The organism is Variovorax sp. P4_D9 (genome assembly GCF_056401695.1).
This window is the reverse complement of the sequence record NZ_JBFUIU010000019.1, coordinates 19,441-32,073: the sequence shown is the minus strand read 5'-3', so window position 1 is coordinate 32,073 and position 12,633 is coordinate 19,441. Positions and strand designations below refer to the sequence as shown.

The window sequence follows — 12,633 nt, the reverse complement described above, 5'->3', positions numbered from 1 at the left end:
TTCTTGCCCCGCTGCTGGTCGCGCAGCCGCTGCAGCATCGGCAGCTTGACCAGCGCCTGGACGCCGCTCATGAACGCGCGCCCATAGTCCAGCGAATATTTGTCGTCGAGCGTAACCGTTTCGAGGGCCTTGCGGATGTGCTCGGGCAGTGGGGCGTTCATCGTGTCTGTCTCCAGTGGGCTGTGCCTTGTGGGCGTGGCTGGCGTGAGGGCATCCGGTTCGGACACCCGTCGGCCATCATCACGCAAAGTGTATGCCTGCAGCCTCGACAGGTGTTTGCGTTCTCCGCCTTTCGAAAGCTCCTTTTTGAAAGACTCTTGCTTAAAATGGCGGCGAATGGAAAGCATTGACAAGTTCGACCTCGCGATCCTGCAAGAACTGCAGGCCGATGGCCGCCTGACCAACGCCGAGCTCTCGCAGCGCGTGGGCCTGTCGGCGGCACCCTGCTGGCGGCGGGTTCGCGCACTCGAGGAAGCCGGCTTCATCAAGGGCTACCACGCCGAGATCGACCGCCACAAGATCGGGCTCGGCGTGCTCGCCTTCGTCCGTGTCGACACCGAGCGCTCGTCGGGGGAGGCTACCCGCGCGCTCGAGGACGCGATCCGCAAGCTGCCCGAGGTGATCGCCTGCCACTACATCAGCGGCACCGGCACCTTCGAGCTGCAGGTGGTCTCGCAGGACCTCGACAGCTTCTCGCGCTTCGCGCTCAAGCACCTGCTGAACCTGCCGAACGTGAAGGACCTGCACACCAGCTTCTCGCTCGGCGAGGTGAAGGCCAGCCATGCCCTGCCGCTGGCGCACCTGGCGCCTGCGCGCCCGGGCGACACCGCCGCCCGGCCCGGCCGCAGACAATAGACAGCGATGCCGATCTCGCCCCAGGAAACCCCCGTCGCCTCCGCCCCCGTGCCGATTCCGCGCGTCGGCCCGCTCGAACCGCTGAAGATCCCGGTGTTCCGCATGCTGTGGAGCACCTGGCTGATCGCCAACGTCTGCATGTGGATGAACGACGTCGCGGCGGCCTGGATGATGACCTCGCTGACTAGCTCGCCGATCTGGGTCGCGCTGGTGCAGTCGGCCTCGACCCTGCCTGTGTTCCTGCTCGGCCTGCCGAGCGGTGCGCTGGCCGACATCCTCGACCGCCGACGCTGGCTGGTCGCCACCCAGTTCTGGCTTGCCGGTTCGGCCGTGGTGCTGTGCGCCGCCGTGGTCTTCGACCTCATGAGCGCGCCGCTGCTGCTGGCGCTGACCTTCGCCAACGGCATCGGCCTGGCGCTGCGCTGGCCGGTGTTCTCGGCCATTGTTCCCGAGCTGGTGCCGCGCAGCCACCTGCCGGCGGCGCTCGGCCTCAACGGCATATCGATGAACGCCTCGCGCATCATCGGCCCGCTGGTCGCGGGCACGCTGATCGCGAGCGCCGGCACGGTCTGGGTCTTCGCGCTCAATGCGGTGCTGTGCGTCGCCTCGGGCTTCGTCGTGCTGCACTGGCGCCGCGAGCACACGCCCAACCCGCTGGGCCGCGAACGGCTGATCAGCGCGATGCGGGTCGGCGTGCAGTTCGTGCGCCAGTCGCACCGCATGCGCGCGGTGCTGGCGCGGATCTCGATCTTCTTCCTGCACTCGACCGCGCTGCTGGCGCTGCTGCCGCTGCTGGCGCGCAGCCTCAAGGGCGGCGGCGCCGGCACCTTCACGCTGCTGCTGGCGGCGATGGGATCCGGCGCCATCGTGGCGGTGCTGTTCCTGCCGCGGCTGCGCCAGGCCCTGGTGCGCGACCAGTTGGTGCTGCGCGGCATGCTGCTGCAATCGGGCGCCACCGCCGTCATGGCGGTGGCGCCCAACGCGTGGGTGGCGGTGCCCGCGATGTTCCTCGGCGGCATGGCCTGGATCACGGTCGCCAACTCGCTCTCGGTGTCGGCCCAACTGGCGCTGCCCGACTGGGTGCGCGCGCGCGGCATGTCGATCTACCAGATGGCGATCATGGGCGCCAGCGCCCTGGGTGCGGCCCTCTGGGGCCAGGTGGCGGAACTCAGCTCGATCTACGTCAGCCTGGGCACCGCCGCGGCCACCGGCGTGGCGTGCATGTTGCTGGCGCTGCGCTACGTGACCGATGGCACCGGCGAGGACGACGACACCCGGCCGGCGCAGCACGGCTGGGCCTCCGGCCCGCCGGCCAGCGCGCCGGACGAGGCCGGCCGGGTGGTCATCACCGTCGAGTACATGATCGATCCGGGCCGCGCCGCCGCCTTCCTGCTGGTGATGCACCAGACCCGCCGGACGCGGCTGAGCCAGGGCGCGATCGGCTGGGAGTTGCTGCACGACATCACCGAGCCCGGCCGCTACGTCGAGCAGATCGTCGACGAGACATGGACCGAGCACCTGCGCCGCTTCCACCGCGCGACCGCGGCCGACATGGCCTTGCGGGAGCGGCGGCTGGCCTTCCACCAGGGCGAGACGCTGCCCGTGGTGACGCGCTACATCGTCCACCGCTGAAGAATTGGAACCGGGGGGCCGAAATTCCTTCTTCGGCTCAGTGAAAGTACAGAAGCCGCGCGAAGAAGGTGTGGCCCGCCTCGGCGAACATCAGCCCCACCAGCACCAGCAGGCACAACGGCGGCAGCAGGATCGCGTAGACCAGCGACAGCCGCTCCCACGCCATGTGCATGAACACCGCGACAATCAGCCCCGCCTTCAGCAGCATGAAGGTGATGATCAAGCCCCAGCGCATCAAGCCCTGGAAGTGGAAGTAGTCGACCAGGTACGACAGCGTGCTGAGCACGAACAGCAGCCCCCAGATCTTGAGGTAGAGGCTGATCGGATGTTGTTGACCGGTGCCTGGATTCATGGCCGACCTCACCACAAGTAGAACAGCGCGAAGATGAACACCCACACCAGGTCGACGAAGTGCCAGTAGAGGCCCGTGATCTCGACGATCTGGTAATTGCCGGTTCGTTCGTAGTCGCCGCGGATCAGCTTGAAGGCGACGATGAACAGGAGCACCACGCCGGCCGACACGTGCAGCCCGTGAAAACCCGTGATCATGAAGAAGGTCGAGCCGAACTGCGCCGCCCCCATCGGATTGCCCCAGGGCCTCACGCCTTCCTCGATGATCAGCTTGGACCACTCGAAGGCCTGCATGCCGACGAAGAGTTCGCCGAAGGTCGCGGTCACGAGCATCAGAGTGGCGGCGTTCACGCGGTCGCGGCGATAGGCGAAATTGACGGCCATCGCCATCGTGCCGCTGCTGCTGATCAGCACGAAGGTCATGATCGCAATCAGCAGCAGCGGAATGTCGGCTCCCCCTACATGCAGCGCGAACACCTCGCTCGGGTTGGGCCACGCCACGGTGGTCGAGACCCGCACCGTCATGTAGCCGGTGAGGAAGCAGCTGAAGACGAAGGTGTCGCTCAGCAGGAAGATCCACATCATCGCCTTGCCCCACGAGACGTGGAAGGCCTGGCGATCGGAAGACCAGTCGGCGACGAAGCCGCGCCAGCCGCTCACCGCGACGGCGGGGCTGGCGGATGCGGAGGCGAGGGTCGCGTTGCGCATGATGATGGCCTCCTCAGCTTGTGCCGCAGATGAAGCGCGCCACCTCCGGCGTCACCCAGCCGAGCATGGCGAAAAGCGCGAGCCACACCACGAGCATGAAGTGCCAGTACCGTGCGCACAGCGCGATCCGCCACGCGGCGCTCGCGGGTTCGCGCGACACGGCGCTGGCCGTCCAGGCCCAGCCGACGAGGCCGCCCGCCAGGTGAAGCCCGTGCATCGCGGTCAGCAGATAGAAGAAGCTGCCGGCCGGATTGCCCGCCGGCATCACCTGCGCGCTCCACAGCGCCTGCCAGGCCCACAGCTGGACGCCTAGAAACGCCATCGCGCAAAAGCCGCCGGCCAGCAGCAGGCGGCGTGCCGATGCCGGCGCCGCATCGCGTGCCGCCGCGCTGGCGCGTTGCAGCGTCACGCTGCCCGCGACGAGCAGCGCGGTACTCAGCCACAGCTGCCACGGCAAGCTCAGCGTCACCGCATCGGTGCTGTTCATGCGCATCACGTACGCCATCACGAAGAGCGAGAACAGCGCGGTGACCACGCCCATGAACACCCACAACCCGATGCTGGCCGCGCTCGCCTGCGCGCCGCGCGGCCCGCTGCCACTGTCGAAGGGCGCGACGACCAATGACGCGGTCACGCCAGTGCTCCCCGGCCCTCGCCCTCACCCTTGCCGTGCGCCTCGGGCTCCATGCCGCCGGCCTCGGGCGGCGCGTTCTGTGGCACGAAATCCTCCTTCGCGCCCGGCGTGCCGTAGCCGTAGGCCCAGCGATACACCACCGGCAGCCGCGGCCCCCAGTTGCCATGCTCTGGCGGCGTGGCCGGTGTCTGCCATTCGAGCGATGCGGCGCGCCACGGGTTCGCGCTCGCTGGCCGGCCGCGCCACGCGCTCCACGCCAGATTGACGATGAACAGCGCCTGCGCGACGCCGACGATCAGCGCCACCACGGTGATGAAAGTGTTGAGCGTGAAGGCCGATTCAGGGATGAACTTGTAGCCATCGAAGTTGTAGTAGCGCCGCGGCATGCCGAGCACGCCGAGGTAGTGCATCGGGAAATAGATCAGGTAGGTGCCGAGGAAGGTGATCCAGAAGTGCAGTTGCCCGAGCCGGTCGTCCAGCATCCGGCCGGTGATCTTCGGGAACCAGTGGTAGATGCCGCCGAACACCACCAGCAGCGGCGCGACGCCCATCACCATGTGGAAGTGGGCGACGACGAAGTAGGTGCCCGACAGCGGAATGTCCACGCTCACGTTGCCTAGGAAGAGCCCGGTGAGTCCGCCGATGGCGAAGGTGCACACGAAGGCCAGCGCGAACAGCATCGGCACCGACAGGTGGATGTCGCCGCGCCACAGCGTCAGCAGCCAGTTGTAGACCTTGATCGCGGTCGGCACCGCGATGATGAGCGTGGTGGTCGCGAAGAAGAAGCCGAAGTACGGATTCATGCCGGCCACGAACATGTGGTGCGCCCACACCACGACGCTGAGCACGCCGATCGCGACGATCGCCCAGACCATCATCCGGTAGCCGAAGATGCTCTTGCGCGCATGCACGCTGATCAGGTCCGACACGATGCCGAAGGCCGGCAGCGCCACGATGTAGACCTCCGGATGGCCGAAGAACCAGAACAGGTGCTGGAACAGCAGCGGGCTGCCGCCCTTGTAGCCCGCCATCTGCCCCATCGACACCAGCGCCGGCATGAAGAAGCTGGTGCCCAGCGTGCGGTCGAGCAGCAGCATCACGCCGCTGACGAACAGCGCCGGAAAGCCCAGCAGCGCGAGGATGGTCGCCACGAAGATGCCCCACACCGTGAGCGGCATGCGCAGCAGCGTCATGCCCTGGCAGCGTGCCTGCAGCACCGTGGTCACGTAGTTCAGCCCGCCCATCGTGGTCGCGACGATGAAGATCACCAGCGACACCAGCATCAGCACGATGCCGGCCTCATGGCCCGGCGTGCCCGGCAAGATCGACTGCGGCGGGTACAGCGTCCAGCCCGCGCCGGTCGGCCCGCCGGCGACGAAGAAGCTCGCAATCAGCACCACCACCGATAGCAGGTAGACCCAGAAGCTCAGCATGTTGAGGTAGGGGAACACCATGTCGCGCGCGCCCACCATCAGCGGGATCAGGTAGTTGCCGAAGCCGCCCAGAAAGAGCGCGGTGAGCAGGTAGATCACCATGATCATTCCGTGCATCGTCACGAACTGGTAGTAGCGCTCAGGATTGATGAACTCGAACTGCCCCGGAAAGCCGAGCTGCAGCCGCATCAGGTTCGACAGCACCAGGCCCACCACGCCGACGGCGATCGCGGTGCACGCGTACTGCACTGCGATCACCTTGTGGTCCTGGCTCCAGACATAGCGCGTCAGGAAGGTTTTCGGCGCCGGATGGCCGGCGTCTTCGTGCTCGATCGCGAGGGAGGAGTTCATCGCTGCGCCTTCTGTTCGGTCGCGGCCTGTGCAGGCTGGCCGCCGAGACTCTGGATGTAGGCCACCAGCGCGGCCAGTTCTTCGTCCGTCAGCTCCATCTTGGGCATCACCGGCGGGAAGCCCTTCACCTGGCGGGCCTGCGGATCGAGGATGAAGCTGCGCAGGTAGGCTTCGTCGACCTTGGCAGTCGAGCCGTCGGCCATGGTCTCGGTCTTGCCGTAGAGGCCCTTCCACGTCGGGCCGACACGCGGGCTGCCGTCGATGGTGTGGCAGGCCACGCAGCCCTTGGATTCGGCCAGCGCCCGGCCCTGCTCGACACGCGCCTCGGGACCGCCGCCGACCGCTGAGGGCGGAGCCTTGACCTGCGTCTTCGCGAAGGTCGGCAGCGCCGCCTGCCAGGCGTGGAAGCTCGCCTCGTCCTCCACCACCACGAAGCCGCGCATGTTGGGATGCCCGACGCCGCAGAGCTGCGCGCACAGCGCCTCGTAGCGCCCCGCCACCGTCGGCGTGAACCAGAAGCGGCTGACCTGCCCCGGCACCATGTTCATGCGCGCGCGGAAGGGCGGCACATAGAAGTCGTGCAGCACGTCTTGCGCGCGCAGCAGCACCAGCACCGGCTTGCCCAGCGGCAGGTGCACCTCGGCGGCAGCGTCCAGGATGTCGTCCTGGCCGGCCGGGTCGGCGGGATCGAGCCCGAACGGGTTGTCGCCCTTGACGAAGCGCGCATCGGTCGCGCCGAGCATGCCGTCCGCGCCCGGAAAGCGGTAGTGCCATTGCCACTGCTGGCCCAGCACCTCCAGTACCAGTGCGTCATGCGGCGAGCGCACGTAGCTGGCGTAGACCACCAGGCCGGGCGCCAGCAGGGCGGCGATACCCACGGTGGTGCCGCCGATCAGCCAGCGCTCCAGCGTCCTGTTCTCGGACTCATCGGCGGCGCGGTGGCCTTCGCGGTGGCGGAAGCGCACCAGCGTGTAGACGATGAAGAGATTGATCGCGACGAAGAAGATCCCCGTGATCACCAGCGTGATGGTCAGCGTGTCGTCCATCGTCTGCCAGTTCGACGCCAGAGGCGTCGTCCACCATGGACTGAACAGATGAAACAGCACGGAGCCGATGACGATGAGCAGCAGGGCGACGGCCATGATCATGTGCAGTCCCTGGGCTTGGCATCGGCATCGGTATCTGGGTGGGCGGATTCGGGCTTCAGAGGAACACCGGGATGTGCCCTTCCTCGCCTTCGAAGCGGGCTTCCGGATGCGTGGTCTGCAGCAAGTCCTCGACCTCCTGCACACGCGAAGCCGGCAGGTCCACCATCAGCAGGATCCGACCTTGCGCAATGGCTCCCTCGAAGCGCTGCAGCCGCGGGCTCGGAATGGATATGCCGACCATGCTGGCGGACCAGGCACCGACCACGCCCCCGAGGACGGCGATCAGCACCGCATATTCCCATTGGGGGTCTTCGCCGGCGAACGGAAGGAGCAGTGCGGCCACGAGGCCGGCGCCGATGCCGCAGGCACTGCCGAGYAACCACCCGGTCTTGGTCGCATGCAGGACGTCCGAGGTCTGCCATACGTTGGCCGCGTGGAGGCCGGTCATGTCCATGCCTTCGGGTCCGGCGAAATGGATGTGCGCGACATCGACGCGCGCCTGCACAAGATCGCGCATGGCCCGCCTGGCGCTGGCCAGGTCCGGCATCAGCCAATAGATGCGTCTCTTCATGGCGCACTCCGTTTCGCCTTGGACGACGAGTCAAGGAACCATGCATGACTTATAGGCGCAAGGAGGACCGTTATCAAGAGGGGCGACGAGTGCCCCCTCGGCCGACCCGCGCTTCCGGCCGCTGGCCGAATCGCGCCGCACCTTCCTCGAGGGAGCGCCGGCGTCCGTTCGCACGAAAAACCGCGCAAAGCTTGACACCGCAGGGTGGCATCGCAGCGGGATGTGATCGATCATCGGGTCCGCGCCGGCTCAGCATCCTGCTGCCGGCGCGCCCGCCATGCCCAGTGCCTTCGATTTCGACCACTCGCCCTTCGACTGCCTGACGCCCGAGGAGCGCGAGCGGGTGCGCGCCCAGGTCGACATCGCCTATTTCCGCGAGGGCGAGGCAATCCTCGAGACGGGCATGGCGCCGACCCACCTGTTCGTCGTGATCAAGGGCTTCGTGCAGCAATTCGCGCCGGGCGACAGCGAGCCGGTGGCCCGCTTCGGCCCGCACGACACCTTCGACGGCCGCAGCCTGGTGGCCGGGCAGGTCAGCGGCCGCTTCGTCGCCGCCGAGGAGGTGCTGGCCTACCAGCTCGCACGCGAGGCGGTGAACGAGCTGATCGCGCGCAATGCGACCTTCGGCGCGCTGCTGTTCTCCGACCTGTCGAACAAGCTGGCCGCCATCGCGGGCCGCCGCGGCGAGCACGAACTGCAATCGCTGGCACTGGCCCGGGTCGACGCGATTCCCATGCGGGCACCGCGCTTCGTCGACGCCGACCTCGACGTGCTCTCGGTGGTGCGCCTGCTGCAGGCCGAGCGCAGCACCAACGTGCTGGTGCGCGACCTGGCCGGCGCTGCGCCGCGCCTGGGCATCTTCACCGTGACCGCGCTGCAGCGCGCGGTGCTGCACGGCACGCCGCTGGACCGGCTGCCGGTGCGCGAGGTCAGCAGCTTCGGACTGATCTCAGTCGATGCCACCGACCCGGTGGGCGACGCGCTGACCGTCATGGTTCGGCACAAGGTGCACCGCGTGGTCGTGATGGCCGGCAATGGCAGCGGGGAGGTCCTGGGCGTGCTGGAGGCGCTCGACCTGTTCAGCTTCCTCTCCAACCATTCCTACCTGATCAACCGCGAGATCGCTGAGGCGCAGGACCTCGAGGCCCTGGCCCGGGCCAGCCTGCACGTCACGCAGTTGGTCGGCCTGCTGCACGGCGGCGGCACCCGGGTCGGGCAGATCGCCACGCTGGTGCAGGCGCTCAACGCCCAGCTGTTCCAGCGCGCCTGGGAATTGATCGCGCCGCCCGAGCTGCTCGCCAACAGCTGCCTGTTCGTGATGGGCAGCGAGGGGCGCGGCGAGCAGCTGCTCAAGACCGACCAGGACAACGGCCTGCTGCTGCGCGACGGCTATGCGCCGCCGGCCGACCTGGATGACATCTGCGCCCGACTGACGCGCGCCTTGATCGATTTCGGCTACCCCGAATGCCCCGGCGGCATCATGGCCTCGAACCCGCAGTGGCGCGGCAGCCAGGCCGAGTTCGCCGAGCGCGCCTGCCAATGGCTGTTGCAGGCCGACGGCGAGCGGCTGATGGCGCTGGCGATCTTTCTCGACGCCCATGCGGTGTGCGGCGACCCCGCGCTGCTGGCCGGCGTGCGGGCCCGGCTGTTCTCGCTGGCCACCGACAACGACGCCATGCTGGCGCGCTTCGCCGCGGCGATCGACGCCTTCGCCAACGATCCGCGCTGGTGGCAGCGCCTGCTGACGCTCGGCGAGCAGGACGGCCAGCGCTTCGACATCAAGAAGCAGGGCCTGTTCCCGATCGTGCATGGCGTGCGCAGCCTGGCCCTGCGCGCCGGACTCGACGCGAGCGCCACCGCGGCGCGCCTGGAGGCCCTGGCGGCCGGCGGCCACATCGAGCGCGCACTGGCCACCGACGTGCTCGAGAGCCTCTATTTCTTCATGGGGCTGCGGCTCAAGGCCGGACTGGCGGAGCAGGAGGCGGGACACGAGGTGACGGGCCAGGTCGATCCGGCCCGCATGAGCAGCCTCGAACGCGACCTGCTGAAGGACACGCTCGAGGTGGTCAAGCGCTTCCGCCGCATGCTGCGCCTGAGCTTCCGGCTGGATGCGTTGTGACCGGTTGGTTCTCCGCCTTCAAGCGCTGGTGGCTGCTTCAGCACCTGGGCGATCCGCGCTTTCGTTTCATGTGGGACCCGCCGCCCGCCGACGAGTGGGTGGCGATCGACTGCGAGACCACCGGGCTGGACAGGCGGCGCGACGAGATCGTCGCCATCGCGGCGGTGCGCATCCGCGGCAACCGCGTGATGTGCAGCGAGCGGCTCGAGCTGCTGGTGCGGCCCGAGCGCCGCAGCGTCGCAACCGGCAGCGTGCGCGTGCACCAGCTGCGCGAGCGCGACCTGACGCAGGGCTTGGCGGCCGATGCCGCGGTGCAGTTGCTGATGCATTTCATCGGCAGCCGGCCGCTGGTGGGCTACTTCCTCGAGTTCGACGTCGCGATGATCGACCGCGTGCTGTTCCCGATGTTGGGCATGGGGCTGCCGCAGCCGAAGATCGAGGTCTCGGCGCTCTACTACGACCACGTCAACCGGCGCCGTTCGCCGCACCTGCGCAACGGCGACATCGACCTGCGCTTCGCCGCCATCATGGCCGCGCTGGACCTGCCGCAGCGCCCCGCGCACGATGCGCTGAACGATGCGGTGATGGCGGCACTGGCTTTCATCAAGTTGCGCGCACTGGAGTAAAAGCCCCCACGCTCCCTCACTTCGTGTGGTCGCTGCCCCCCGAGGGGGCCGCAGGCCGCCTTGGGGCGGCGCGGCGCCGACCTGACCCTCAGTGCCCCGATGCCCCCGAGGCCCCGAGCCCGGTCTCCGAGCGCACCTGCTGCGCCGGGAAGGCCGCGCGCTCCTGCTGCGCCTGGCGGCTGCGGTCGGTGATCGAGAAGAACCAGATGCCGACGAAGGCCAGCGTCATCGAGAACAGCGCCGGCGAAGCGTACGGGAACCAGGCCGAGCCCGCCGGATGGCCCAGCGTGGCCTCCCAGACCGACGGCGAGACGATGGTCAGCGCCACCGACGAGATCAGGCCCAGCGAGCCGCCGATGACCGCGCCGCGGGTCGTGCAATCCTTCCAGAGCACCGACATGAACAGCACCGGGAAATTGGCCGAGGCCGCGACCGCGAAGGCCAGCGACACCATGAAGGCGATGTTCTGCTTCTCGAAGGCGATGCCCAGCAGCACCGCGATGATGCCCAGCGCCACCGTGGTGACGCGCGACACCTTGAGCTCCGCGCGGCTGTCGGCCTTGCCGTTCTTGATCAGCGTCGCATAGAGGTCGTGCGACACCGCCGAGGCGCCCGACAGCGTCAGGCCCGCCACCACCGCCAGGATGGTGGCGAAGGCCACCGCCGAGATGAAGCCGTAGAAGACGTTGCCGCCGACCGACTTCGCCACCAGCACCGCCGCCATGTTGGCCGCGCCGCCGCCGCCCTTGATGGTGCCGGTCGCGACGTCGGCGAACTCGGGGTTGGTCAGCACCAGCGTGATGGCGCCAAAGCCGATAATGAAGATCAGCAGATAGAAGTAGCCGATCCAGGTGGTGGCCCAGAACACCGACTTGCGCGCCTGCTTGGCATCGGGCACCGTGAAGAAGCGCATCAGGATGTGCGGCAGCCCGGCGGTGCCGAACATCAGCGCCATGCCGAAGGAGATCGCCGAGATCGGGTCCTTCACGAAGCCGCCTGGGCCCATGATGCGCAGGCCGATTTCCGCGGCCTCGGCCGGGCTCTTGCCGCCGTTGGCCGCGATCCGGCTGCGCACCTCGACCGACTTGGCGAACAGCGCCTCGGGACTGAAGTCGAAGGCGGCCAGCACCATCACCGCCATGAAGCTCACGCCGGCGAGCAGCAGCACCGCCTTGATGATCTGCACCCAGGTGGTGGCGGTCATGCCGCCGAACAGCACGTAGACCATCATCAGCGCGCCCACGATCACCACCGCCACCCAGTAGTCGAGCCCGAACAGCAGCTTGATCAGCTGGCCGGCGCCCACCATCTGCGCAATCAGGTAGAAGGCCACCACCACCAGCGTGCCCGAGGCCGCGAAGGCGCGGATCGGTCCGGGCCGGAAACGGTAGCCGGCGACGTCGGCGAAGGTGAACTTGCCGAGGTTGCGCAGGCGTTCGGCCATGAGGAAGGTGATGACCGGCCAGCCGACCAGGAAGCCGATCGAATAGATCAGCCCGTCGTAGCCGGTCGCCATCACGGCCGCCGAGATGCCCAGGAAGGAGGCCGCCGACATGTAGTCGCCGGCGATCGCCAGGCCATTCTGGAAGCCCGTGATGCCGCCGCCGGCGGTGTAGAAGTCGGCCGCCGACTTGGTCTTGGAGGCGGCCCACTTGGTGATCCACAGTGTCAGCAGCACGAAGCCCGAGAACATCGCGATCGCGATCCAGTTGGTCGGCTGCTTGGCCGACTGGCCGAGATCGGCGCCGGCCGCGGAGGCCAGGGTGCAGGCGCCGCCCAGCATGGCGGCAACGGTGAGGTGGCGCGCTTTCATCGTGTGGCCTCGCGGATGATCTCGGCCGTGAGGCGGTCGAATTCGCTGTTGGCGCGGCGAATGTAGAAGGCCGTGATCAGGATCGTGAAGACGATCACGCCGAGCCCGATCGGGATCCCGATGGTGGTCACGCCGCCGCCGATCGGCTGCGCGAGGAAGGGCTTGTTGAACGCGATCAGCGCGATGTAGCCGTAATACACAACCATCATCAGCGCCGTGAGCCACCAGCCGAAGCGGTTTCGCTTCCGTCGCAGCTCGAGGTACTTGGGATTGGACTGGATCTTATCCACCACGGGGTCGCTCATGATTCGTCTCCTGGACATCGGTTCGGCCGATTCTGGGATGCGGCCTCCGTGAGCGGGGCGCGGTGCAATCATTCGTCACATTGCGAT

Annotated in this window: 12 protein-coding genes; 4 read left to right on the top strand and 8 right to left on the bottom strand. The window is 67.8% G+C overall.

The window, feature by feature from the left end:
* The first annotated feature begins 336 nt into the window (after positions 1 to 336).
* Positions 337 to 855 carry an Lrp/AsnC family transcriptional regulator gene (locus AC1DY5_RS04010; RefSeq protein WP_478108783.1) on the top strand — a complete coding sequence of 173 codons (519 nt, stop codon included), beginning with the start codon at positions 337 to 339 and terminating at the stop codon, positions 853 to 855.
* 6 nt (positions 856 to 861) lie between these two features.
* Entirely contained in the window at positions 862 to 2,487 is a 1,626-nt protein-coding gene (locus AC1DY5_RS04005; protein WP_478108780.1) for an MFS transporter, read from the top strand.
* A 37-nt stretch (positions 2,488 to 2,524) separates the two neighbouring features.
* On the opposite strand, the gene AC1DY5_RS04000 is transcribed toward AC1DY5_RS04005, so the two are convergent.
* The 6 genes from AC1DY5_RS04000 to AC1DY5_RS03975 are packed head-to-tail and all read right to left on the bottom strand — an operon-like array spanning position 2,525 to position 7,683.
* Positions 2,525 to 2,839, bottom strand: a complete 315-nt coding sequence (locus AC1DY5_RS04000) for a cytochrome C oxidase subunit IV family protein (RefSeq protein ID WP_478108778.1) — start codon at positions 2,837 to 2,839, stop codon at positions 2,525 to 2,527.
* Positions 2,840 to 2,847: 8 nt separating this feature from the next.
* The gene (locus AC1DY5_RS03995) at positions 2,848 to 3,546 is read right to left on the bottom strand and encodes a heme-copper oxidase subunit III family protein (protein WP_478108776.1); all 699 of its coding nucleotides are present in this window, start codon (positions 3,544 to 3,546) and stop codon (positions 2,848 to 2,850) included.
* A 13-nt stretch (positions 3,547 to 3,559) separates the two neighbouring features.
* On the bottom strand, positions 3,560 to 4,168 hold the full coding sequence (locus tag AC1DY5_RS03990) for a cytochrome c oxidase subunit 3 (RefSeq protein ID WP_478108774.1): 609 nt from the start codon (positions 4,166 to 4,168) through the stop codon (positions 3,560 to 3,562).
* Positions 4,169 to 4,176: 8 nt separating this feature from the next.
* Entirely contained in the window at positions 4,177 to 5,964 is a 1,788-nt protein-coding gene (gene ctaD / locus AC1DY5_RS03985; protein ID WP_478108771.1) for a cytochrome c oxidase subunit I, read from the bottom strand.
* A complete protein-coding gene (locus AC1DY5_RS03980; RefSeq protein ID WP_478108768.1) occupies positions 5,961 to 7,112 on the bottom strand; it encodes a cytochrome c oxidase subunit II in 1,152 nt (383 codons plus the stop codon). Before AC1DY5_RS03980 ends, ctaD begins: the two co-directional genes overlap by 4 nt.
* Positions 7,113 to 7,167: 55 nt before the next feature.
* A complete protein-coding gene (locus tag AC1DY5_RS03975) occupies positions 7,168 to 7,683 on the bottom strand; it encodes a DUF1269 domain-containing protein (protein WP_478108765.1) in 516 nt (171 codons plus the stop codon).
* Positions 7,684 to 7,960: 277 nt separating this feature from the next.
* Here AC1DY5_RS03975 and AC1DY5_RS03970 point away from each other — a divergent pair, with 277 nt between their 5' ends.
* Positions 7,961 to 9,802, top strand: a complete 1,842-nt coding sequence (locus AC1DY5_RS03970; RefSeq protein WP_478108763.1) for a putative nucleotidyltransferase substrate binding domain-containing protein — start codon at positions 7,961 to 7,963, stop codon at positions 9,800 to 9,802.
* The gene (locus tag AC1DY5_RS03965) at positions 9,799 to 10,428 is read left to right on the top strand and encodes a 3'-5' exonuclease (RefSeq protein WP_478108760.1); all 630 of its coding nucleotides are present in this window, start codon (positions 9,799 to 9,801) and stop codon (positions 10,426 to 10,428) included. Before AC1DY5_RS03970 ends, AC1DY5_RS03965 begins: the two co-directional genes overlap by 4 nt.
* 88 nt (positions 10,429 to 10,516) lie before the next feature.
* On the opposite strand, the gene AC1DY5_RS03960 is transcribed toward AC1DY5_RS03965, so the two are convergent.
* Both AC1DY5_RS03960 and AC1DY5_RS03955 read right to left on the bottom strand, forming a co-directional pair.
* Positions 10,517 to 12,241 carry a cation acetate symporter gene (locus AC1DY5_RS03960; RefSeq protein ID WP_478108758.1) on the bottom strand — a complete coding sequence of 575 codons (1,725 nt, stop codon included), beginning with the start codon at positions 12,239 to 12,241 and terminating at the stop codon, positions 10,517 to 10,519.
* A complete protein-coding gene (locus AC1DY5_RS03955; RefSeq protein ID WP_478108756.1) occupies positions 12,238 to 12,546 on the bottom strand; it encodes a DUF485 domain-containing protein in 309 nt (102 codons plus the stop codon). The genes AC1DY5_RS03960 and AC1DY5_RS03955 overlap by 4 nt, the downstream gene beginning before the upstream one ends.
* Between the last annotated feature and the right edge of the window lie 87 nt (positions 12,547 to 12,633).